At 68.7% G+C, this 22093-nt stretch carries 20 protein-coding genes and 1 riboswitch; of the genes, 14 read left to right on the forward strand and 6 right to left on the reverse strand.

The genetic code is table 11. The annotated features are described in order from the left end of the window. The first annotated feature begins 38 nt into the window (after positions 1-38). From EV643_RS06465 to EV643_RS06490, 6 genes are all read left to right on the forward strand, one after another. Positions 39-1241 carry a cysteine desulfurase family protein gene (locus tag EV643_RS06465; protein WP_133799034.1) on the forward strand — a complete coding sequence of 401 codons (1203 nt, stop codon included), beginning with the start codon at positions 39-41 and terminating at the stop codon, positions 1239-1241. Then, positions 1241-2329, forward strand: a complete 1089-nt coding sequence (gene mnmA, locus EV643_RS06470) for a tRNA 2-thiouridine(34) synthase MnmA (protein ID WP_133799035.1) — start codon at positions 1241-1243, stop codon at positions 2327-2329. The genes EV643_RS06465 and mnmA overlap by 1 nt, the downstream gene beginning before the upstream one ends. Before the next feature lie 37 nt (positions 2330-2366). Next, complete coding sequence (locus tag EV643_RS06475) at positions 2367-3359, forward strand: uroporphyrinogen decarboxylase/cobalamine-independent methonine synthase family protein (RefSeq protein ID WP_133799036.1); 993 nt, start codon at positions 2367-2369, stop codon at positions 3357-3359. A 96-nt stretch (positions 3360-3455) separates the two neighbouring features. Continuing rightward, a complete protein-coding gene (ligA, locus tag EV643_RS06480; RefSeq protein WP_133799037.1) occupies positions 3456-5585 on the forward strand; it encodes an NAD-dependent DNA ligase LigA in 2130 nt (709 codons plus the stop codon). Positions 5586-5675: 90 nt separating this feature from the next. Then, positions 5676-7193: a hypothetical protein gene (locus tag EV643_RS06485; protein ID WP_133799038.1), complete on the forward strand. Its 1518-nt coding sequence runs from the start codon at positions 5676-5678 to the stop codon at positions 7191-7193. 128 nt (positions 7194-7321) lie between these two features. Continuing rightward, positions 7322-7549, forward strand: a complete 228-nt coding sequence (locus EV643_RS06490) for a hypothetical protein (RefSeq protein WP_238165394.1) — start codon at positions 7322-7324, stop codon at positions 7547-7549. Between the two features lie 175 nt (positions 7550-7724). Here EV643_RS06490 and EV643_RS06495 read toward each other — a convergent pair whose 3' ends face one another. Beyond that, positions 7725-8369, reverse strand: coding sequence for an ACT domain-containing protein (locus EV643_RS06495; protein WP_133799039.1), 645 nt, complete (start codon positions 8367-8369; stop codon positions 7725-7727). 268 nt (positions 8370-8637) lie between these two features. Between EV643_RS06495 and gatC the strand changes: the two genes are divergently transcribed. The 3 genes from gatC to gatB are packed head-to-tail and all read left to right on the forward strand — an operon-like array spanning position 8638 to position 11935. Continuing rightward, positions 8638-8937: an Asp-tRNA(Asn)/Glu-tRNA(Gln) amidotransferase subunit GatC gene (gatC, locus tag EV643_RS06500; RefSeq protein WP_133799040.1), complete on the forward strand. Its 300-nt coding sequence runs from the start codon at positions 8638-8640 to the stop codon at positions 8935-8937. Then, positions 8937-10442 carry an Asp-tRNA(Asn)/Glu-tRNA(Gln) amidotransferase subunit GatA gene (gatA, locus tag EV643_RS06505; protein WP_133799041.1) on the forward strand — a complete coding sequence of 502 codons (1506 nt, stop codon included), beginning with the start codon at positions 8937-8939 and terminating at the stop codon, positions 10440-10442. The genes gatC and gatA overlap by 1 nt, the downstream gene beginning before the upstream one ends. After that, positions 10439-11935: an Asp-tRNA(Asn)/Glu-tRNA(Gln) amidotransferase subunit GatB gene (gene gatB, locus EV643_RS06510; RefSeq protein WP_133799042.1), complete on the forward strand. Its 1497-nt coding sequence runs from the start codon at positions 10439-10441 to the stop codon at positions 11933-11935. The genes gatA and gatB overlap by 4 nt, the downstream gene beginning before the upstream one ends. A 49-nt stretch (positions 11936-11984) precedes the next feature. Here the strand turns inward: gatB and EV643_RS06515 are convergent, their stop codons facing one another. From EV643_RS06515 to EV643_RS06530, 4 genes are all read right to left on the reverse strand, one after another. Next, complete coding sequence (locus EV643_RS06515; RefSeq protein ID WP_133799043.1) at positions 11985-12437, reverse strand: general stress protein; 453 nt, start codon at positions 12435-12437, stop codon at positions 11985-11987. Positions 12438-12496: 59 nt separating this feature from the next. Then, positions 12497-13654 (reverse strand): PQQ-dependent sugar dehydrogenase, encoded by a 1158-nt coding sequence (locus EV643_RS06520; protein WP_133799044.1) that lies wholly within the window; start codon positions 13652-13654, stop codon positions 12497-12499. Between the two features lie 182 nt (positions 13655-13836). Continuing rightward, positions 13837-15123: an SAM-dependent methyltransferase gene (locus EV643_RS06525; RefSeq protein WP_133799045.1), complete on the reverse strand. Its 1287-nt coding sequence runs from the start codon at positions 15121-15123 to the stop codon at positions 13837-13839. Beyond that, entirely contained in the window at positions 15120-16499 is a 1380-nt protein-coding gene (locus EV643_RS06530) for an FAD-binding oxidoreductase (RefSeq protein ID WP_238165395.1), read from the reverse strand. Before EV643_RS06530 ends, EV643_RS06525 begins: the two co-directional genes overlap by 4 nt. A 155-nt stretch (positions 16500-16654) precedes the next feature. Here EV643_RS06530 and EV643_RS06535 point away from each other — a divergent pair, with 155 nt between their 5' ends. The 4 genes from EV643_RS06535 (at position 16655) to EV643_RS06550 (ending at position 19773) form a co-directional block, all read left to right on the forward strand. Next, positions 16655-17608 (forward strand): 2-hydroxyacid dehydrogenase, encoded by a 954-nt coding sequence (locus tag EV643_RS06535; protein WP_133799046.1) that lies wholly within the window; start codon positions 16655-16657, stop codon positions 17606-17608. 25 nt (positions 17609-17633) lie between these two features. Beyond that, positions 17634-18722: a WD40/YVTN/BNR-like repeat-containing protein gene (locus tag EV643_RS06540; protein WP_133799047.1), complete on the forward strand. Its 1089-nt coding sequence runs from the start codon at positions 17634-17636 to the stop codon at positions 18720-18722. A 17-nt stretch (positions 18723-18739) separates the two neighbouring features. Beyond that, entirely contained in the window at positions 18740-19009 is a 270-nt protein-coding gene (locus tag EV643_RS06545; RefSeq protein ID WP_238165396.1) for a ubiquitin-like small modifier protein 1, read from the forward strand. Positions 19010-19233: 224 nt separating this feature from the next. Next, positions 19234-19773, forward strand: coding sequence for an AAA family ATPase (locus EV643_RS06550; RefSeq protein WP_133799048.1), 540 nt, complete (start codon positions 19234-19236; stop codon positions 19771-19773). Here the strand turns inward: EV643_RS06550 and EV643_RS06555 are convergent. After that, a complete protein-coding gene (locus tag EV643_RS06555; RefSeq protein WP_238165397.1) occupies positions 19701-20153 on the reverse strand; it encodes a hypothetical protein in 453 nt (150 codons plus the stop codon). The genes EV643_RS06550 and EV643_RS06555 overlap by 73 nt on opposite strands. A gap of 21 nt (positions 20154-20174) precedes the next feature. Next, a riboswitch (ZMP/ZTP riboswitch) is annotated at positions 20175-20261 on the reverse strand. Between the two features lie 36 nt (positions 20262-20297). On the opposite strand from EV643_RS06555, the gene ilvD reads away from it, so the two are divergent. Further along, the gene (gene ilvD / locus EV643_RS06560; protein ID WP_133799049.1) at positions 20298-21995 is read left to right on the forward strand and encodes a dihydroxy-acid dehydratase; all 1698 of its coding nucleotides are present in this window, start codon (positions 20298-20300) and stop codon (positions 21993-21995) included. Positions 21996-22093: the final 98 nt, after the last annotated feature.

Raw genomic sequence — 22093 nt, forward strand, 5'->3', positions numbered from 1 at the left:
GCGGGAACAACGTGGTGGGACTTACCCTTGAAGGTGTTATGACTTCAAACTCCCGCCGGACGGTGTACCTGGATCACGCGGCGACGACTCCGATGCTGCCGGTCGCGATCGAGGTGATGACCCAGCACCTCGCCCGGACCGGGAACGCGTCGTCCCTGCACGGATCCGGTCGCGCGGCCCGGCGTACGGTCGAGGAGTCGCGGGAGACGATCGCCGCGGCGCTCAACGCGCAGCCGAGCGAGGTGGTGTTCACCTCCGGCGGCACGGAGGCGGACAACCTCGCGCTCAAGGGTCTGTGGTGGGCCCGGCTGAAGGAAGACCCGCGCCGCCGGCGGATCCTGCTGAGCGGCGTCGAGCATCACGCCGTCCTCGATCCGGCGATCTGGCTCGGGCAGCACGAGGGCGCCGAGATCGAGTGGCTGCCGGTGGACGAACTGGGCCGCGTCCGCCCGGATGACGTCCGGGAGGCGATCGAGAAGGATCCCGGCTCCGTGTCGTTCGTCACGTTGATGATGGCGAACAACGAGGTCGGCACGCTTCAGCCCGTTCGCGAGGTCGCCGCCCTCGCCCGGGAGCATGGCATCCCCGTGCACACCGATGCGGTGCAGGCGGTCGGCCAGGTGCCGGTGGACTTCGCCGAGCTCGGGGTCGATGCGATGACGGTTTCCGCGCACAAGCTCGGCGGGCCGTTCGGGATCGGTGCGCTGGTGGTCCACAAGGAGACCCAGTTGGTGCCGATCGTGCATGGTGGCGGCCAGGAGCGCGACGTACGGTCTGGGACGCTCGACAGTCCGGCGACGGCCGGGTTCGCGGTGGCCATCGAGCACACGGTCAAGCATCAGGCGGCGGAGGCGCAGCGGCTGACCGAGTTGCGGGATGCGCTGATCGCCGGCGTGATCGGCAGGGTTCCCGGCGCCAAGTTGTCGGGGGATCCGGTGCGCCGCTTGCCTGGTAACGCACACTTGTCGTTCAAGGATTGCGAGGGTGACTCGCTGCTGCTCCTGCTCGACGCGCGCGGGATCGAGGTCTCCACCGGCTCCGCGTGCAACGCCGGCGTCGCCGAGCCGAGTCACGTGCTGCTGGCGATGGGGTACGACGACCAGCGGGCGCGCGGGTCGCTCCGGTTCACCCTGGGGCACACGAGTACGCGGGACGACGTGGACGTAGTACTGGACAACATCGTGCCGGTGGTGGAGCGGGCGATGTCCGCAGGTCTGCAGAACGTGGGAAGGAACAACTGATGCGGGTACTCGCAGCCATGTCCGGCGGGGTCGACTCCGCCGTCGCGGCGGCGCGGATGGCCGAGGCCGGGCACGACGTGGTCGGCGTGCACCTGGCGCTGAGCCGCAACCCGCAGTCGTACCGCAGCGGCGCCCGCGGTTGCTGCACGATCGAGGACTCCCGGGACGCGCGCCGGGCCGCGGACGTGATCGGCATCCCGTTCTATGTCTGGGATCTGGCCGAGCGGTTCCACGCCGACGTGGTCGAGGACTTCGTGAGCGAGTACGCCGCCGGCCGGACGCCGAATCCGTGCCTTCGGTGCAACGAGAAGGTCAAGTTCAGCGCGGTCCTGGAGCGTGCACTCGCACTGGACTTCGACGCCGTCGCGACCGGGCACTACGCGCAGATCGTGGAGACTCCGCAGGGCCGCGAGTTGCACCGGGCGGTTGACCCGGGCAAGGACCAGTCGTACGTGCTCGGCGTGCTCACGCAGCAGCAGCTCAAGCACGCGTTCTTCCCGCTCGGCGACACCCCGAAGACCGAGGTCCGGGCCGAGGCCGAGCGGCGTGGACTGTCCGTCGCGGCCAAGCCGGACAGCCACGACATCTGCTTCATTGCCGACGGCAACACTCCGGGCTTCCTCAGCAAGCACCTCGGCGAGGCGCCCGGCGACATCGTCGACAGCCAGGGCAACAAGCTCGGTGAGCACCAGGGCACGCACGGCTTCACGGTCGGCCAGCGCAAGGGGCTGCGGATCGGGACGCCGGCGGCGGACGGCAAGCCGCGGTTCGTGCTCGACATCAGCCCGGTGGATCGCACGGTCACGGTCGGCTCGCGTGAGGAGCTCGCGGTCGAGAGCCTGACGGCGTCGAAGCCGCGCTGGTGCGGTCCGGTCCCGATCGAGACGCTGCACGTCAAGGCCCAGTTGCGCGCGCACGGCGAAGAGGTCGCCGTCACCGCCCGGGTCGAGGACGACCAGGTCCTGGTGGACTTCAACGAACTGACGTCCGCCGTCGCGCCGGGTCAGGCGGTCGTCCTGTACGACGGGACGCGCGTGATCGGCTCGGCCACGATCGACTCGGTCCAGCGTTCCGGCGTGAAGGTCTGATGGGCGTCGTGCTTCGCGACCTGGGACAGGGCTGCAGGTGACGACCACGGGATTGGGTTCGCTGCCGGGTGACGACATCCGGGAGTGGACGAGGGTGGTGCTCGATGCCGTCGACATCCCCTTCCTCCCGGAGCTACCGGGCCGCCCGTACGGCGACATGGTGAGCCGCACGATCGCCGTACTGGCTGAGCTGGCCGCGGACCTGCAGCCGGCCGGGTGGCGGCTCACGGGCGGTTCGGATCCGCGGGCGAGTCTGGATCAGCGGCGGACCCGGTCGGTGTTGCAGGAGGACCTAGATGTCCTGGAGGAGCTTGCCGACGGGTACACCGGTCCGCTGAAGCTGCAGCTCACCGGTCCGTGGACGTTGGCGTCGACCGTGGAGCTCCCGCGCGGCGACAAGGTGCTTGCGGATTACGGTGCACGCCGCGACCTGGCCGAGGCGCTCGCGCACGGACTGAACGAACACGTGAGCGAGGTACGCCGACGAGTCCCGGGGGTTGACCTTGTCGTTCAACTGGACGAGCCCGGACTGCCCGCAGTACTGGCTGGAGCTGTGCCGACGGCCAGTGGGTGGGGGAAGCACCGGTCTGTCGACGGGCCGGGTGCTGTGGAGTTGCTGGCGCGGGTGATCGACGCAGCGGAACCTGCGACCACCCTGGTGCACTGCTGTGCGGCCCGACCGCCTGTCGAGGTGTTCACCAAGGCAGGAGCCGGGGGAGTGGCAGTTGACCTGTCACTACTCACCGAGCTGGCCTGGGAGCAGATCGCGATCGCTGCAGAAGCCGGTACGACCCTGTACGCCGGTGTGCTGGCCACGACCGGCGCCATCCCCGAACCCGACCGCGCAGCCGCCCCGCTGATCCGCCGCTGGCGCGAACTCGGTCTCGATCCGGAACTGCTCAAGAAGGTCGTCATCACCCCCGCCTGCGGACTCGCGGCCGCCCCATCCCCAGCCGACGCCCGCGCCCGCCTGGATCTCCTCCGCAGGATCGCCGACGTCGTCGCCGAAGCCGCCGAATCCGACCTCTGACCCCGTTGCGTCCGAAGAACCTTGGCCTATAACGCAAGGTTCCTCGGACGCAACGGGATCCCGGAATTCGTCGGTGGTCGGTTGTAGGTTCTCACCATGAGTACGGAGATTCCGGAGACGACCGCCGCTGATCAGCCTGCCGCGCCGCCCGAGGTGCGGGAGCGGCATGCCGAGCTGAGCCGGGAGATCGAGGAGCACCGGTTCCGGTACTACATGGCCACGTCGACGATCTCGGACGCGGACTTCGACGCGTTGATGCATGAGCTGGAGGGGATCGAGGAGCAGTACCAGGAGCTCCGGACGCCGGATTCACCGACGCAGAAGGTCGGCGTACCGATCTCCACCCTGTTCGCGCCGGTCGAGCACCCGATGCGGATGGAGAGCCTGGCGAACGCGTTCTCCGCCGAGCAGATGGAGGCCTGGGCGAAGCGGCTGGAGCGCGAGGTCACGGTCCAGCAGATCAACCACAGCGGCTTCCTCTGCGAGCTCAAGGTGGACGGGCTCGCACTCGACCTGGTGTACGAGAACGGCCGGCTGGTCAGCGGCGCGACCCGCGGCGACGGGCGGACCGGTGAGGACGTCACGCTCAACGTGCGGACCATCAAGAGCATCCCGAACGAGCTCGAGGGCGATGAGCTGCCGTCGTTCCTGGAGGTTCGGGGCGAGGTGTACTTCCGGGTCGAGGACTTCGAGCAGCTGAACGCGCAGCTCGTCGAGGCAGGCAAGGACCCGTTCTCCAACCCGCGCAACAGCGCCGCCGGATCGCTGCGGCAGAAGGATCCGCGGGTTTCCGCGACGCGCCCGCTGCGGTTCGTGGTCCACGGCCTCGGCAAGGTCGACGGGTATCACGTCAGCCGACTGTCCGAGGCGTACGAGCAGCTGAAGGCTTGGGGTCTCCCGGTCAGCGACCGGGCCCGCAGGCTCGACACGCTCGCCGACGTCAACGACTTCATCGCGTACTACGGCGAGAACCGGCACTCCGTCGACCACGAGATCGACGGAGTGGTGGTGAAAGTCGACGAGGTGGACCTGCAACGGGCCCTCGGCTCGACGTCGAGCGCACCGCGCTGGGCGATCGCGTACAAGTACCCGCCGGAGGAGGTCACCACCAAGCTGCTCGACATCAAGGTCAATGTCGGGCGCACCGGCAGGGTCACCCCGTACGGCGTGATGGAGCCGGTGCGAGTCGCCGGGTCAACCGTCGAGTTCGCGACCCTGCACAACAGCCAGGAGGTCGAGCGCAAGGGGGTCTGGATCGGCGACACCGTCGTACTGCGGAAGGCGGGCGACGTGATCCCGGAGATCCTCGGCCCGGTGATCGACCTGCGACCGGACGACGCGCACCCGTTCCGGATGCCGACCGACTGTCCGTCCTGCGGGACGACGCTGCGGCCGATGAAGGAAGGGGACGTGGACATCCGCTGCCCCAACGCGCAGTCGTGCCCGGCCCAGTTGCGGGAGCGGTTGTTCCACCTGGCCGGGCGGTCCGCGTTCGACATCGAGGTGCTCGGTTTCAAGGCGGCCGACGCGCTGATCGGCGACGGGCTGATCACCGACGAGGGCGATCTGTTCGGCCTGACCGAGGAGGAGCTGGCCCGCAGCTCGTTCTTCACCACGAAGGCGGGCTCGCTGTCGGCGAACGCGAAACGCCTGGTGGCGAACCTGGAGCAGGCCAAGGCCCAGCCACTCACCCGTGGACTCGTCGCGCTCTCGATCCGGCACGTCGGGCCGACCGCTGCCGCCGCCCTGGCCGCGGCGTACGACCACATCGACGCGATCGAGGCGGCCGGCGAGGAAGAGCTGGCCGAGATCGAGGGCGTCGGGCCGACCATCGCGCACGCGGTGATCGAGTGGTTCGCGGTCGACTGGCACCAGGAGATCGTCCGGAAGTGGAAGGCCGCCGGGGTCCGGTTCCGGCAGGAGCGGACCGGGCCGACGGTCGAGCAGACGGCGACCGGGCTGTCGGTCGTGGTGACCGGGACGGTAGAGGGCTTCAGCCGGGACGAGGCGACCGAGGCGATCGTGTCGCGCGGTGGCAAGGTGGCGAGTTCGGTGTCGAAGAAGACGTCGTTCGTGGTGGTCGGGGATTCGCCGGGATCCAAGTACGACAAGGCGGTCCAGCTCGGCGTGCCGATCCTGGACGCGGCCGGATTCCGGGTGCTGCTGGAGCAGGGTCCGGAGGCAGCGGCCGAGGTGGCCGCGACGCCCGAGCCCGGCGAGGCGTAGTACACACTCTGTTGCGGTGGATCCGCCGGGGCTACTGGCCCGTCGGACTGTTAGTTTGCAACGTCTACACGTGGGTTCTAAGGAGTGAATATGACGACGCCGCCACAGGGACCGTGGGGTCCTGGGCAGCCGGGGGGCCAGCCGGGCGGGCAGCAAGGGGGTCAGGGTCAGGGCGGCTGGGGACAACAGCAGCCGGGCCAGGGTGGTTGGGGCCAGCGGCCGCAGCAGCCTCAGCAAGGCGGCGGCTGGGGCCAGCAGCCCGGTCAGCCGCAACCGGGACAGCAGCCTGGTCAGTCGCAGCCCGGGCAGTACGGGCCGGGTGGGCAGCAGCCGGGTCAGGGTGGACAGCCGGGCCAGGGTGGACAGCCCGGACAGGGTGGTCAGGGCGGCCAGCAGCCGGGGCAGACCGGCTGGGGGCAGCGTCCCGGCCAGCAGAACCCTCAGCAGACCCCCCAGCAGGGCGGCGGATACCAGCAACAGTCGTGGGGCCAGAACCGTCAGCAGCAAGGCGGTTGGCACCAGCAGCAGGGCGGTGGCCAGCAGCCCTGGCAGGGTGGCGGTCCCGGTGGTCCGGGTTCGGGTGGCGGCTTCGGCAAGGACAAGATGCCGCTGTTCATCGGTGGTGGCGTGATCGGTGTCGTACTGATCGGCCTGCTGATCTTCCTCGGCGTTCGCGCGATCGGCGGTGACGACGAGCCGGAGGCCAACCCGACCACGTCGACCAGCCAGCCGACCACCAGCCAGGAGACCCCGGGCGGCGACCCGACCAGCGCTCCGACGGGCGAGCTGGGCAACGCGACCGGTCATGCGAAGACCGCGACCGACAAGTTGCAGGCCGACGGGTATCAGTGCAGCGACCTGTTCAACGGCGCGCAGGGTGCCCACCGTGGCTGCTTCAAGTACAACGGCCCGACTCAGGCCGAGGCGGTCTTCCAGTTCCAGCCGGACGGCACGATCATCGGCGTCATCATCAGCTCCGACGACTCCGACAACGTGAACAACGCGGCGGTCACCTTCGACGCGGCGCTGCAGGCGGTCGGCAACGACACGTTCGGCGGCAGCGAGGTCGCCAAGGTCCAGCAGGCGGTGAAGAACGGCCAGAAGTCGCAGAAGGTCGGCAGCACCTGGGGCGAGTTCGAGCTCCGCAACGACGGCGAGTCGCTGCAGCTGTCCGGCGGGAAGTCCGGGTCCGATTCGTTCGACCTGCCGCGCAAGGAGTTCCAGACCACTTCGGCTCAGCTGCAGGCGACGTTGCGGGCGAAGAAGTACGACTGCCAGGTGCTGTGCCGGAAGAAGGTCGGCGAGTACGGCTCGCAGTCCATCTCCGGGATCGGCGGTTCGAGCAGCGGCATCCGGATCCTGAACGCCCGGGTGTCGGGCAGCGCGGCCGAGGTGAAGACGGCCTACCCGGCGGCGCTGGCTGACGCGTTCGCGTCGGTGAAGACCCCGGACCTGGCGGCGCTGAAGGCCTGGTTCGCGGCCCGCGGCGACGGCAAGTCGTACGCCGGTTACGTGAACGGCTGGAAGGTGCAGATCACCTCCCGCGGCACCTCGGGTGACTACCTGTCGATGGACGCCGAGATCGGCTACGAGTCGTTCTACGTGTGATCGCCCGGGCCGGCCGAGTTGGTGTGATCGGCCGGCCCGTGTGATCGGTCGGACGGCGTGATGGGTGGGATGGCGTGATGGGTGGGATGGGCTTGGGCGGTCGTGGGATGCTGGGCGTCGGAGGCGCGATGATCAAGTTCCAGCCGGAGAAGCGGGAGTCCCGGGAGGTGGCCAAGCCACCCCCGGAGGCGATCCGCCGGGTCGATGGTGGTGGTCCGTGGGGGCCGACCCAGTTCGACCTGCCGGACGCCGACGGCAAGAACACCCAGGCGATCATCATCGTCGCCCTGGTCGGCACGGTCATCCTGCTGATCATCGCCGGCCTATGGACCCTCGCCTACTTCCAGCTGACCTGAACCCACGTCTCAGAGGCCTCCCTCCCCGAACTTGGGGCGGGAGGCCTCTGCCGTTGGTGGAGTGAGTCGCGCACGCACGCGGGCGGGTGAGGGCGGGCGGTGCTGGGGTTGTGCGGTGGCCCGGTGCTGCGGAAGGAGGCGCGCCGGGCGGGCGGCGTACGGGATTGGGGTGCTGTTAGGCGGTGGCTCGGATTGTTACGGCCAGGTTGGCGAGGTAGCTGAGGCGGGCCACCTCGGAGGCGAGGAATTCGGGGCCGCCGCGGCGGCCGACGACGATGATGCGGCGGTTCGACTCGAGTGGGGCGGCGACCAGGACCGATTCGGCCAGGCCCTTGTGGGCCGGGGCCTGCAGGGTCGACGCCTTGTCCAGGGGCAGCCAGTGGTCGACCAGGTCGCCGAACTCCGGCGTCGCGCTCGTCTCCAGCGCGACCTTCACCTCGCCGCCGGTGCCGTCGAGCAGCGCGGCCCAGTCGGCATGCAGCACCGACGGACCCTGTTCGACCAGGATGTCGACCGCATCGGCCGGTGCGGACGTCATCTGCTCCACGGCCTCGAGGTCCATGTGCAGCCCACCGCCGGCGCCGTACCGGGAGAACCAGATCACTTCGACCCCGGGCACGCTGTTGCACGCCGAGACCAGACGGTCGGGCAGCACGCCGTTTGGCAGGTCGACCACGACGTCGTCGACGGCGGTGCCGTTCTCCCGGCGGTGCTCGACGATCTCGATGGCGTGGATGTCGGCGCTCACTCCACCGAGAGCCGTGGCCACGGTGCCGAGTGAACCGGGTCGGTCCGGGAGGATCAATCGCAGCAGGAACACCGAACGATCATCTCCCAGCCCTGTACCACGCAAGTCACGCCCTGTCGCGGCCAATGTTACAGAGCGGAACCCCAGGACACGCCGGGCCTTCTCAACTGATGAGCCCAGTACTTCTCACACCCAACCGGGTTCTTCTCACACCGAACCCGCTTGTGCCGGCAGGCCTGTGCATATCCGTGAGCATCCGGTCAACCCCTCCCACTAAGATGGCCGGGGTCCGGACCGGAACCGCGGTCACGGCCATCCTGCGAACCATTGGATCCCTTTCATGCCATCGATTACCCGCGAAGAGGTCGCCCATCTGGCGCGACTGGCGCGGATCGAGCTCACCGACGACGAGCTCGACCACCTCGCACCCCAGCTGGACCAGATCATCGGCCTGGTCGGGCAGGTCAGCGAAGTGGCCGCCGACGACATCCCGCCGACCTCGCACGCCCTGCCGCTCACCAATGTGATGCGCGAGGACGTGAACGTGCCGTGCCTGACGCCGGAGCAGGCGCTGTCCGGCGCGCCGGCCGCGGAGGAGCAGCGATTCCGGGTGCCGCGGATCCTGGACGAGGAGGCCTGATGACCGAGCTGATTCGCAAGACCGCGGTCGAGCTGTCCGAGCTGATGGCGTCCGGCCAGACGAGTTCTGTGGAGATCGCCCAGGCCCACCTGGACCGGATCGGTGCGGTTGACGGTGAAGTGCACGCGTTCCTGCACGTGGACACCGAGGGCGCGCTCGCGCAGGCCGCCGCCGTCGACGCGAAGCGGGCTGCGGGGGAGAAGCTCGGCCCGCTCGCCGGGGTCCCGCTGGCGCTGAAGGACGTGCTCACCCAGGAGGGTGTGCCGACCACGGCCGGCTCGAAGATCCTCGAGGGCTGGAAACCGCCGTACGACGCGACCGTGGTGCAGCGGTTGAAGGCGGCCGGTGTGGTGATCCTCGGCAAGACCAACATGGACGAGTTCGCGATGGGTTCCTCGACCGAGAACTCGGCGTACGGGACCACGCACAACCCGTGGGACCTGGGCCGGATCCCGGGTGGTTCCGGTGGTGGTTCGTCGGCCGCGCTGGCGGCGTACGAGGCGCCTCTCGCGATCGGGACGGACACGGGCGGCTCGATCCGGCAGCCTGGTGCCTTCACCGGTACGGTCGGCGTCAAGCCCACGTACGGCGGGACGTCGAGGTACGGGTTGATCGCACTCGCGAGCAGCCTGGACACGCCAGGTCCCTGTGCGCGGACGACTCTCGACGCGGCCCTGCTGCACGAGGTGATCGCCGGCCACGACCCGCTGGACTCCACCTCGATCGACCAGCCGGTGCCGGCCGTCGTCGAGGCGGCCCGTCGCGCGGATGTGGCCGGGTTGCGGATCGGCGTGGTGAAGGAGCTCGGCGGTGAGGGGTACCAGCCGGGTGTCGAGGCGCGCTTCCATGAGGCGGTCGAGCTGCTGACCAAGCTCGGCGCCGAGGTGGTCGAGGTGTCCTGCCCGCACTTCCAGTACGCCCTGCCCGCGTACTACCTGATCCTGCCGAGCGAGGCCTCGTCCAACCTGGCCAAGTTCGACGCGATGCGGTACGGGTTGCGGGTCGGCGACGACGGTGCGAACAGCGCGGAAAAGGTGATGAGCCTGACCCGCGAGGCCGGGTTCGGCGCCGAGGTGAAGCGCCGCATCATGCTCGGCACGCACGCGCTGTCGAGTGGGTACTACGACGCGTACTACGGCCAGGCGCAGAAGGTCCGCACCCTGATCGCGCAGGACTTCACCAAGGCCTACGAGCAGGTGGATGTGCTGGTGTCGCCGGCGACGCCGACCACCGCGTTCGCGATCGGCGACCGGGTGGACGACCCGATCGCCATGTACAAGAACGACCTGTGCACGATCCCGTCCAACCTGGCCGGTAACGCGGCCGCGTCGTTCCCGTGCGGCCTGGCCGACGAGGACGGCCTGCCGGTCGGCTTCCACGTGATGGCGCCGGTGATGCGCGACGAGCTGCTGTACCAGGTCGGCTCCGCGTTGGAGGCCGCGCTGGCCGACCAGTGGGGCGGCGTACTGATGACGAAGGCTCCGGAGCTGGAGGTGACCCGATGACCGCTGCTGTCTTCGCGATCGACGACGCGCTGGCGCAGTACGACCCGGTGATGGGCCTCGAGGTCCACGTCGAGCTGAACACGAAGTCGAAGATGTTCTGCGGCTGCCCGACCGAGTTCGGGGCGCCGCCGAACACCCAGACCTGCCCGGTCTGCCTCGGCCTGCCGGGCGCGTTGCCGGTGGTGAACGCGCGCGCGGTCGAGTCCGCGATCAAGATCGGCCTGGCGCTGAACTGCGAGATCGCCGAGTGGTGCCGGTTCGCCCGGAAGAACTACTTCTACCCGGACATGCCGAAGAACTTCCAGACCTCCCAGTACGACGAGCCGATCGCGTTCAACGGCTGGACCGAGGTCACCGTCGACGGCGAGACGTACCGGATCGAGATCGAGCGCGCGCACATGGAGGAGGACACCGGCAAGTCCACCCACGTGGGCGGCGCGACCGGCCGGATCCACGGCGCCTCGCACTCGCTGGTCGACTACAACCGGGCCGGTATCCCACTGATCGAGATCGTCACCAAGACGATCGAGGTGCCGGGGGAGAAGGCCGCCGCCGTCGCCAAGGCGTACGTGAGCATGCTGCGCGATCTGCTGCTCGCGCTCGACGTCTCGGATGTCCGGATGGACCAGGGATCGCTGCGGTGCGACGCCAACGTGTCGCTGAAGCCGTCGGGTTCCACTGTTCTGGGCACCCGGACCGAGACGAAGAACGTGAACTCCTTCCGCTCGGTCGAGCGCGCGGTGACGTATGAGATCACCCGGCAGGCCGCCGTACTGGCGTCCGGCGGGAAGGTCGTGCAGGAGACGCGGCACTGGCACGAGGACACCGGCATCACCACCTCGGGCCGGGAGAAGTCCGACGCCGAGGACTACCGGTACTTCCCGGAGCCCGACCTGGTCCCGGTCGCGCCGTCGCGCGAGTGGGTCGAGGAGCTGCGTGCTTCGTTGCCTGAGGCACCAACTGCCCGGCAGGCCCGGCTGCAGACGGAGTGGGGCTTCACCGACCTGGAGATGCGGGACGTCGTCAAGGGCCGTGCGCTCGAGCTGATCGTCGGCACCGTGGAGCTGGGCGTCACGCCGGCCGCGGCGAAGAAGTGGTGGCTGGGCGAGCTGGCGCGGGCGGCGAACGAGAGCGGCAACGACCTGGGCGACCTCGGCGTCGGCGCGACTCAGGTCGCCGAGGTGCAGAAGCTGGTCGACGAGGGTTCGCTGAACGACAAGCTGGCTCGGCAGGTGTTCGACGGGCTGGTCAAGGGCGAAGGGACCGTCGAGGAGATCATCGCGGCCCGCGGGCTGGCGCTGGTGTCGGACGACTCGGCCCTGATCGAGGCGATCGACCGGGCGCTGGCCGCGAACCCGGACGTGGTCGAGAAGGTGCGGTCCGGGAAGCCGGCCGCCGCCGGTGCGCTGATCGGCGCGGTGATGAAGGACATGAAGGGCCAGGCCGACGCGGCCAAGGTCCGTGAGCTGCTGAACGCCAAGCTCGGGATCTGATTCCTGTCGCTGGGCCCGGGGGTTTCGTCCCTCGGGCCCAGCGTCTTTGTCAGGCCGCTTGGTCCTGTTGCAGGAGCGCGATGGCGACCGAGGCTTCCGCGGCCGGGCAGCGGATCTCGTACCGTGTCGGCACGACCTCGGTGGAGACCGCCTCCGGCCGATTGCGGATCAGGCCGCGGAACAGCCCGACCAGCGCGCCCACGATCACGCCGTACGCGGCACCCCAGAAGACCACGACGAGCCCGGTCATGTTGGTGTCGGCGACGAGCGTGACGAAGATCCCCATCAGCAGGCCCAGTCCGCCGCCGACCCCCGCCGTGACCGCGGTGAGCCGCGGAACCGAAGTACCGGTGCGTCTCTCGGCCAGCCGCAGCTCGCTCCCCACGACCAGCAGACTCTCGCCTGCCATCCCGTACTTCCGCAGGTATTCGACCGTCCCTTGTGCCTCGGCGTAGGTGGCTGCCGATGCGACCAGGCCGTCGTGGACCAGTGGCTGTGCCATGCGTTGCAAGACCTTCCCTCCCGTAGTGTCCCTCCACTAGTACCAGAAAGGGGAAATCTCTAACGGCTGATGGTGATCCGGAGGATGCGGTCGTCTCCGTCGCGGGTGTCGCCGCGGCCGTCCGTGTTCGAGGTGGTCAGCCACAACGACCCGTCCGGCGCGGCCTCGACGGTCCGGAGCCGGCCGAACTCGCCGGTGAAGAACGCCTGCGGTTCCCCGGTACGCCGGCCGTCGGTGACCGGGATCGCCCACAACCGTTCACCGCGCAGACCCGCCATGAAGATGTGACCCTGGGCGAACGCGATGCCGGACGGCGACGCGTCATCGGTCCGCCATTGCGCGATCGGGTCCACCATGCCGTCGAGTCCCGAGATCCCTTCGGCCGCGGGCCACCCGTAGTTCGCCCCGTTGGTGATGGCGTTCAGCTCATCCCACTCGTCCTGCCCGAACTCCGCGGCGTACAACTGGTTCCCGCCGAACGCGACCCCCTGAACGTTGCGATGTCCCTTGGAGAACCATCGCCGCCCGCCGGGGTTGCCGGGTGCGGCCTGCCCCTCGGTAGTGATCCTCAGGATCTTGCCGCCCAGGGACTCGTCGCTCTGCGAGTTGGGTTCTTCCCGGCCGTCCCCGGTGCCGGCGTACAGGTATCCGTCCGGTCCGAACGTGAGCCTGCCTCCGTTGTGGACGGCAGCCACTGGGATACCGTCGAGGATCACTTGCTGCTGGCTGATCCGGTTGCCTTGGTAGGTGAGGCGCGCGATCCGGTTGTCGTCACCGGTCGAGTAGTAGACGTAGACGTACGGCCTGCGTGGGTACTGCGGATCCACTGCCAACCCCAGCAAGCCACCCTCGGAAGACGGATCCACGCCGTCCACCGTCCCTACCTCCGCCGCCTGGCCGCCCGCGACACGTTTGATCCGCCCGCTGTCCCGCTCCGCCACTAGCGCACTGCCATCCGGCAGGAAGTCGAGCCCCCACGGCACCTCGATTCCGGTAGCCACCGTCCCCGCGACCGCCAACCGCACCGGCCCTTGCGGCAGCGCAGTGGTCGTCTCCGGCGTAGACGGCCGCGCCGACGACGGTACGGGCGCAGTCGCCGTAGTCGTTGGATCCGACGCTCCCGCCGACGGCTGCGCCTCCCCGTCGCCTCCGTCCTGACACCCCGCCGCCAGAACGGCAACCGCCACCACAGCCGCAGTACGAGCCCCAAGCTTCACGCCATCTCCCTAGCCACCCGACGACCCGCACCCACTATGTCGGACCCCCACCGAAAACCAACCGAAAGGCGCGCGACCCGCTCGGCCGCCGGGCTGCCCGATGGCTGGTTCGGTCGCCGCTGGCGGGTTGTAACACGTCAGCGGCACGGCAAGCCGTCAGTGGGTGTAGCGAGGCCGACGGGTTAGGCGCCCCAGGTGGGGCGGAGGGGGAAGTGGGCGTTCGCCTCGTCGTCTAGTTTTACGGCGAGGATTTGGTGGAGTTGGGTGGTGTTTTGTTCGAAGCCTACTCGGCAGGCGGCTAGGTAGAGGCCCCAGATTTTGGCGGTGGGGTAGCCGACTTCGGTTACGGCTTCGTCCCAGTGGGACTTGAGGTTGCGGGACCAGGCGGCCAGCGTCAACGCGTAGTGTTCGCGGAGGTTTTCTTCGTGGCGGACTTCGAAGCCGGCGTCCTGGGCGTCGGTGATGATGCGGCCGGAGCCGATGAGTTCGCCGTCGGGGAAGATGTAGCGGTCGATGAACGCGCCGACCGAGCGGTAGCGGTTGTCGGCACGGGTGATGCTGTGGTTCAACAGCCGGCCGCCGGGACGAAGGCGGTCGAGCAGGAAGCCGAAGTACGACGGGTAGTTGCGGACGCCGATGTGTTCGGTCAGGCCGATCGAGCTGATGGCGTCGAAGTCCCGTTCGGCCACGTCTCGATAGTCGCTGAAGCGGACCTCGGCCAGGTCTTCCAGGCCGTCGCGTTTGATCGCGGCCGCGGCCCATTCCGCCTGTGCGGCCGACAAGGTGACGCCGAGCGCCCGTACGCCGTACTCGCGGGCCGCGTGCCGGACCATGCCACCCCAGCCGCAGCCGACGTCGAGCAAACGTTGACCGGCGCGGAGATCCAGTTTCCGCGCGACCAGGTCATACTTCTCGTACTGTGCCTCCTCCAGCGAAGCGTCAGCCGCCGGATAGACAGCGCACGTGTACGTCATCGAGGGACCGAGGATGTACTCGTAGAAGGTGTTCGACACGTCGTAGTGGTGGTGGATCGCGGCCTTGTCCCGGGTCCGCGAGTGCCGCAGACCCTCGAACGTGCGACGCCACCTCGGCAGGTGTTCCTGAGGCGGTGGGGGCGGCGGCTTCAGGTGGTTCCAGCCGAGGCCGCGGACGATCCGGAGGGCCTCCGACGGCGTCGGCCGTTCGAAGTGGACGTGGTTGAGCATCATCTTCATCAGCTCGTACGGGTCGCCCGGGTGGACGCCCTCGATCTCCAGATCACCGGAGACGTACGCGCGGACCATGCCGAGATCGCCGGGCGCGGTCAGGATGTACGAAAGACCGCGCTCGGTCGCCAGGTGCATGTGGATCGGGGAGTCCTCCGGCCCGGTCGCGCTGCCGTCGTACGCGGTGAACCGGAACGGGAGTCCGTCCGGGGTCACCGTGGTGAGCGCTTCCGCGATCGAGACCTGAGTCAGTGTTGCAGTCATCGGCGTGCCACCGCCTTCTCGTAGAGCCCGGTGAGCCGGGCATCGGGGTCGTAGCGTCGTTTCACCTCGGTCAACGCCGGGACGTTGTAGAGCCGGTCGAAGGTGTCGCGGTCGTAGTACGCATCGGAGTACAGGGATTTGTGCCCGCCGAAGTCGGCGACGGCGGCCTCGATCCGACGGTTCATATCGCCGTCCGAGGCGCCGGGGGCGATCGGCACGGTGCCCCAGAAGCCGACGTTCACGTACGTCACGTCGGGCGCGAGTGGGTACAGCGGCCAGGACTCGCCGGAACGCAGCCGGAGCGGGCAGAGCCAGACCGGCCGCATCCCCACCTCGGCGTCGAACCAGCGCAGGAACCCGGCCAGCTGATCAGCCGGAATCTCCACGTCCTGGACGACGCGTTCGCGATCCGGCTGGCCCCGGCGGCGATTGATACGCGCGGCAACCTGATGGCGGTTCTCGAAACCGATGATCTTGTGGAACACGTCGCTGCGCCGGAAGCGACGCGGCCACAGTCGCCGGACGTACCGGTTCTGCGCGCCGAAGGCCGCCGAGCACCAGAACCAGTCGGTGTCCCAGCGCCAGAGGTAGTCGTATGCGGTGAGGAAGTCCATCGGTCGTTGCCGGATCGATCGGTAGTAGATCTGCTGGCCGGTGTAGTCGCTGGTCTTCACGACGGCGTCGCTGTTGCGGCCGAGCGTCAGGTACGCCTCGGTCGGGCTGAACGCGACCCCGTCGACGAAGTGCACGGGCGCATCGTCGTAGGTGCCGGTGGCAACGATCTGCTCGATCGCGGGTGCGAGTTGGTCGAGGCCGAGACGCACGTGCCGGAGTGCGACGTACGGTGAGATCTTGTCGAGCTCGATCCGCAGTCGGGTCGCGTAGCCGAGGGAGCCGTAGGAGTTGGGGAACGTGCGGAACAGGTCAGCGTGCTCGCCGGTCGGCCGGGCGGTGACGACGTCGCCGGCGCCGGTGAGGATGTCGAGTTCGAGGACGGACTCGTGCGGCAGACCGGCCCGGTACGACGACGACTCGATCCCGAGCCCGGTCACGGCGCCGCCCAGCGTGATCGTCTTCAGTTGCGGCACCACCATCGGGACCAGCCCGTACGGCAGGGTCGCGGCGACGAGATCCTCGTACGTGCACATGCCCTGTACGTCGGCCGTCCGGGCAGCCGCATCCACCTCGAGTACGCCGGTCAGGCCGGACACGTCAAGCCCGGGTGTCGCCACATCGGTGCGCGGGCGGAACAGGTTCGAACTGCGTTTCGCCAGCCGAACCGGTTCGCCCGTGGGGATCCGTCGGTAGGACTCGCGAAGACGTCCAACCGCCTGATCGTGTTCCACCGTCGAGGCCAGACCCGATGTCGAAGGCACCCATTCAGAGTACGACGCCGCTGCCCGGATCGGCCCTGGCAGGAAGCTGTCGAGCCGGACCGGCCGCCGTACCGGTGCCCGGCAATGAGCACGAGTGCCGGCGGGGTTCGCGGGGGCTGACGAGAACTGTCCGGGGGGACGAGTAGGTTCTGGGTATGGCTGATGGGGTTAAGACGTGGCTGCCGTGGGAGGACCCGGAGCGGTTCCTCGGTGGGTTGCCTGCTGGGCTCGACGTGGAGTACTACGCGGGTGGTGAGCGGCCCGCGTCACTGGAGTCCGTCGAGTTCTACGTGCCGAGTTACCTGGGCTCGTCCGAGGTGGTCGAGATCGTCCGGGAGATGCCCGCGCTGAAGGTGGTGCAGACCCAGACCGCCGGGTACGAGAACGTGCTGCCCTATCTGAAGGAAGGCGTCACCTTGTGCAACGCGCGAGGTGTGCACGACGCGTCCACCGCGGAGCTCGCCGTCGGCCTGATCCTGGCGTCGTTCCGGCGGCTGCCGCGCGCGGTGAAGAACCAGGAGCGCGGGTTGTGGCCGTCGTACCAGGGGGAGCTGGACGACTCGCTCGCCGACCGGACGGTGATGATCCTGGGCTACGGCTCGATCGGCGAGGCGCTGGAGCGGCGGCTGGCCGGGTTCGAGTGTGAGATCGTCCGGGTCGCGCGCCGGGCCCGGGAGGGCGTGTCCCCGATCAGTGAGCTGCCGGCGTTGCTGCCGAAGGCCGACGTCGTCGTGCTGATGACTCCGGCGACCGAGGAGACCCGGGGCATGGTCGATGCGAAGTTCCTGGCCCAGCTCAAGGACGGCGCGCTGCTGATCAATGTCGCGCGCGGTGTCGTGGTGGACACGGACGCGTTGCTGGCCGAGCTGACCACCGGGCGGATCAGTGCGGCGATGGACGTGACGGATCCCGAGCCGTTGCCCACCGGACACCCGTTGTGGTCTGCTCCGAATGTGCTGATCAACCCGCACCGGGGTGGTGCCTCGACGGCGTTCCCGCCGCGAGTGGCCCGGCTGGTGCGCGCCCAGCTGGAGCGTTACGTGCTGCGCCGTTCTGGATCGGCGGCGGGCGAACCGCTGATCAACGTGGTGGCGGGGCCGCCGCGGTAAACACATCCGAGGGGAAGGGACAACGATGTCCGAGGCCGTACTGCTGATCGGGACCAAGAAGGGACTCTGGATCGGACGGACCGACGGCGAGCGCCGCAACTGGAAGCTCGACGGGCCGCAGTTCGAGATGCAGGGGATCTACTCGGTCGGTGTCGACACCCGCGACGACCGCCCACGCCTGTTCGTCGGTGGGACCAGTGAGCACTGGGGTCCGGCCGTCTTCCACTCCGACGATCTCGGCCGGACGTGGGACGAACCACCGAAGGGTTCGATCGGATTCCCCGAGGACGCCGACGCCTCGGTCGAGCGCGTCTGGCAGATCCAGGCCGCTTCGGCTGATCAGCCAGGTGTCGTGTACGCCGGTACGGAACCGTCCGCGTTGTGGAAGTCGACCGACGGGGGAGTGACGTTCGAGCTGGTCCGCGGCCTGTGGGACCACCCGCATCGCAAGGAGTGGGGTGCGGGATTCGGCGGCCAGGCGATCCACACCGTGTTGCCGCATTCGACCGACCCCGATCGGGTCAGCGTCGCGATGTCGACCGGCGGGGTGTACCAGACCCGTGACGGCGGCGCGACCTGGGAGCCGGCGAATCACGGGATCAAGGCGAAGTTCATGCCCGATCCGGACCCGGAGTTCGGCCAGTGCGTGCACAAGCTCGCGGCCCACCCGGACGTACCGGAGCGGATGTTCGCGCAGAACCACCACGGCGTCTACCGCACGGACGACGGCGGCGCGATCTGGAAGTCGATCGCGGACGGCCTGCCCTCGGACTTCGGCTTCCCGATCGTGGTGCACCCGCACGAGCCCGAGACGGTGTACGTCTTCCCGTTGATCGCCGACGGCAACCGGATCCCGCCCGACGCAACCCCCCGGGTCTTCCGTTCCCGCGACGCCGGCGCGACCTGGGAGCCCCTGACGAACGGCCTGCCCGACGCCCCGTCGTACGCGCCTGTACTGCGGGACGCGTTGTGCGTGGATCAGGGTTCACCGGCCGGTGTGTACCTGGGTACACGTGATGGTTGCGTGTACGCGAGCGCGGATGCGGGTGACACGTGGACCGAGGTCGCGCGGCATCTCCCCGACGTACTGTCCGTCCGAGCGGCTGTCATCTGATGACCATGGTTGTGGGTGTGAAGCTGCCGACGGTGCTCAGGCCGTTCGCCGGCGGGGTGGAGCGGGTGGAGGTCCAGCCGGCCGAGGACACCGTCGGCGCGGTGTTCATGGCGCTGGAAGCTGACCACCCCGCCCTGCGCCGACGGCTGACCGACGAACAGGGCTCCCTCCGACGCCACGTCAACGTCTTCCTCGTCAACGACAACATCCGCGATCTCGACGGCCTCGACACCAAGCTCTCCGACGGCGACGAACTCCTCATCCTCCCCAGCGTCGCGGGCGGCTGATGATGCTGGGAAAGACAAGACTGTTATTGGAGGAATCGCCTGGTTAAGTGCCCTGAGTCGGGAGTTCGTGCGCAGCTCCGGCGCCCAGGCAGGCACCTCGCGGCGTTGGAGAAGCAGCCACGATGAACACCGCATCGAGGCAGCTTCTCCGCCTTGCGATGCACCTACCTGGACACCGGAGCTACTGCACCAACTCCCGACTCAGGGCACTAACGTCGGGCGGCATGAACGGTGACGTGACACTCCTGACCGGACCACCCGGCGCGGGCAAGACGACCGTGGCAGAGCTGGTCGCCACCAAGGCGGCGAAACCCATGGTGCATCTGACCACCGACCTGTACTACCGGGCGATCCGCACCGGGTTCGTTGCTCCGTACCTGCCGGGCGCCCAACGGCAGAACGAGGTGGTCATCGGGGCGATCGTGGCAACCGTCCGCGAGTACGCGCGTGGCGGGTACGACGTCGTGGTCGACGGGATCCTCGGTCCTTGGTTCCTGGACCCTTTCCGGGCAGCCGCGGCGCGCGACGATCTCGCGCTGTCATACGTCGTACTCCGTCCTGACCTGGAGACCACGCTCGCCCGAGCCAAGCAGAGGGCGGGCAACGAGTTGAAGGACGTCACCGCGATCACCGGACTCCACAACGCCTTCGCCGACCTCGGGGACCTCGAAAAGCACGCGATCGACACCACCTACCTAGACACCGAGCGGACCGCCACCGAGGTACGGCGCGCTGCCGCGTCGACGCAGTACCGCCTCGGCTGATCCGATCCAGCACGATCAGTGGTGGAAGAGGCGGCGTCGACTGGGTGGGAGACGGCGATGAAGTCTCCGTAGGAGGACTTGGGGTCGGCATCCCGGGCTCGGAGGTAGGCGCTGGTCACGGGGGAGATCCGGTCGACGGCGTACGTCGTACGGATGGTTTCGTCGAGTGGACCGGCCAGGGCTGCGCCGGCGGGGGAGACGTGTTTGAAGGAAGTTGCCGCCGGCACCTCGAACGCGCTGCTCGCCTCGCGGACGAGTTGCCAGGCGTTCAAGGCGTCGAGGATGTTGATGTACGACGGGCTGCCGTGGAGCACGGTGAAAGGGGACGCGCCCGAGATCGTGGCGGGCTGGTGCGGGTTCATGCCGTAGCGCAGGTGCATCGAAAGCCTCCGAGAACGTGTCGGAGGCGCCCAGGCGGACGACGCCTTTCCTGCTGTGCCGACCACTCCCCGGTGGTGCTCCACCCTTCGCCAGTCGCGGTCGGCGCCAGCCTACAGGCGGCGGTGGGTCCTAGAGTGATGTTCATGGCTACGAACACCACTGATGCTGGGCCGGATCTCAAGCCGCGGAGCCGGACCGTGACGGACGGGCTCGAGGCGACGGCGTCCCGGGGGATGCTCCGGGCCGTCGGGATGGGCGACGACGACTGGGCGAAGCCGCAGATCGGTGTGGCGTCGAGCTGGAACGAGATCACCCCGTGCAACCTGTCCCTCGACCGGCTGGCGAAGGCGGTAAAGGACGGCGTCCACGCGGCCGGTGGGTATCCGCTGGAGTTCGGCACGATCAGCGTGTCCGACGGCATCTCGATGGGACACGTCGGCATGCACTACTCGCTGGTGAGCCGCGAGATCATCGCCGACTCGGTCGAGACCGTGATGGAGGCCGAGCGGCTTGACGGATCGGTGCTGCTGGCCGGCTGCGACAAGTCCCTCCCGGGGATGCTGATGGCGGCCGCGCGGCTCGATCTGGCCTCGGTGTTCCTGTACGCCGGGTCGATCATGCCCGGCCGACTCGGCGACAAGGACGTCACGATCATCGACGCGTTCGAGGCGGTCGGCGCCTGCGCTCGTGGACTGATCAGCCGGGAGGAGGTGGACGCGGTCGAGCGCGCGATCTGCCCGGGTGAAGGCGCGTGTGGCGGCATGTACACCGCGAACACGATGGCCGCGTCCGCCGAGGCACTCGGGATGTCGCTGCCTGGTTCGGCGGCGCCGCCTGCGGTGGATCGCCGGCGGGACGGGTACGCGCGGCGTTCGGGTGAGGCCGTCGTCGGGTTGCTGGCGAAGGGGATCACGGCTCGGCAGATCCTCACCCGGGAGGCGTTCGAGAACGCGATCGCGGTGGTGATGGCGCTCGGCGGTTCGACGAACGCCGTACTGCATCTGCTGGCGATCGCACGCGAGGCGGACGTCGAGCTGACCCTGGACGACTTCAACCGGATCGGCGACAAGGTCCCTCATCTCGGTGACCTCAAGCCCTTCGGCCGGTACGTGATGACCGATGTCGACCGGATCGGCGGGATACCCGTGGTCATGCGGGCGCTGCTGGACGCCGGTCTGCTGCACGGTGACTGCCTGACCGTGACCGGCAGCACGATGGCCGAGAACCTGGCCGACATCGCGCCGCCGGACATCGACGGGGTGATCATCCGGTCCCTGGACAAGCCGATCCACCACACCGGTGGGATCACGATCCTGCGCGGCACGCTCGCTCCCGAGGGTGCGGTGGTGAAGAGTGCGGGGTTCGACTCGGAGGTGTTCGAGGGGACCGCGCGCGTGTTCGACGGCGAACGCGCTGCGATGGACGCGGTCGAGGACGGCACACTGAAAGCCGGTGACGTGGTGGTGATCCGGTACGAGGGGCCGAAGGGCGGCCCGGGGATGCGCGAGATGCTGGCCGTCACGGGTGCCATCAAGGGCGCGGGCCTCGGCAAGGACGTCCTGCTCCTCACCGACGGCCGTTTCTCCGGCGGTACGACGGGGTTGTGCGTCGGCCACGTCGCGCCGGAAGCCGTCGACGGCGGCCCGATCGCGTTCGTCCAGGACGGCGACCGCATCACCCTCGACGTCAAGAACCGCACCCTCGAACTCCACGTCACCGCCGAAGAACTCGAACGCCGCCGAGAGGGCTGGACCCCGAAAACCCCAGCCATCACCAAGGGCGTCCTCGGCAAGTACGCCCGCCTGGTCCACTCCGCCTCCGAAGGCGCCGTCTGCATCTGATGAACTCGGCCCAGAACTGTTGTCCCGTGCTCTACCGCTGACGGCCGCCTGCGAGGAGGGCGGTAAAGTAAGACGTGGGTCTCACGGAGTGGGACGGA

The organism is Kribbella caucasensis (assembly GCF_004361855.1).
Lineage (GTDB): Bacteria > Actinomycetota > Actinomycetes > Propionibacteriales > Kribbellaceae > Kribbella > Kribbella caucasensis.

Bases quoted from the DNA above. Each gene is read 5' to 3' on its own strand.
- EV643_RS06535 (WP_133799046.1), top strand. From the start codon at position 16,655: ATGGCTGATGGGGTTAAGACGTGGCTGCCGTGGGAGGACCCGGAGCGG.
- gatB (WP_133799042.1), top strand. From the start codon at position 10,439: ATGACCGCTGCTGTCTTCGCGATCGACGACGCGCTGGCGCAGTACGAC.
- EV643_RS06490 (WP_238165394.1), top strand. From the start codon at position 7,322: ATGATCAAGTTCCAGCCGGAGAAGCGGGAGTCCCGGGAGGTGGCCAAG.
- gatC (WP_133799040.1), top strand. From the start codon at position 8,638: ATGCCATCGATTACCCGCGAAGAGGTCGCCCATCTGGCGCGACTGGCG.
- EV643_RS06540 (WP_133799047.1), top strand. From the start codon at position 17,634: ATGTCCGAGGCCGTACTGCTGATCGGGACCAAGAAGGGACTCTGGATC.
- ligA (WP_133799037.1), top strand. From the start codon at position 3,456: ATGAGTACGGAGATTCCGGAGACGACCGCCGCTGATCAGCCTGCCGCG.
- gatA (WP_133799041.1), top strand. From the start codon at position 8,937: ATGACCGAGCTGATTCGCAAGACCGCGGTCGAGCTGTCCGAGCTGATG.
- EV643_RS06465 (WP_133799034.1), top strand. From the start codon at position 39: ATGACTTCAAACTCCCGCCGGACGGTGTACCTGGATCACGCGGCGACG.
- EV643_RS06555 (WP_238165397.1), bottom strand. From the start codon at position 20,153: ATGCACCTGCGCTACGGCATGAACCCGCACCAGCCCGCCACGATCTCG.
- EV643_RS06515 (WP_133799043.1), bottom strand. From the start codon at position 12,437: ATGGCACAGCCACTGGTCCACGACGGCCTGGTCGCATCGGCAGCCACC.
- EV643_RS06550 (WP_133799048.1), top strand. From the start codon at position 19,234: ATGAACGGTGACGTGACACTCCTGACCGGACCACCCGGCGCGGGCAAG.
- ilvD (WP_133799049.1), top strand. From the start codon at position 20,298: ATGGCTACGAACACCACTGATGCTGGGCCGGATCTCAAGCCGCGGAGC.
- EV643_RS06485 (WP_133799038.1), top strand. From the start codon at position 5,676: ATGACGACGCCGCCACAGGGACCGTGGGGTCCTGGGCAGCCGGGGGGC.
- EV643_RS06525 (WP_133799045.1), bottom strand. From the start codon at position 15,123: ATGACTGCAACACTGACTCAGGTCTCGATCGCGGAAGCGCTCACCACG.
- mnmA (WP_133799035.1), top strand. From the start codon at position 1,241: ATGCGGGTACTCGCAGCCATGTCCGGCGGGGTCGACTCCGCCGTCGCG.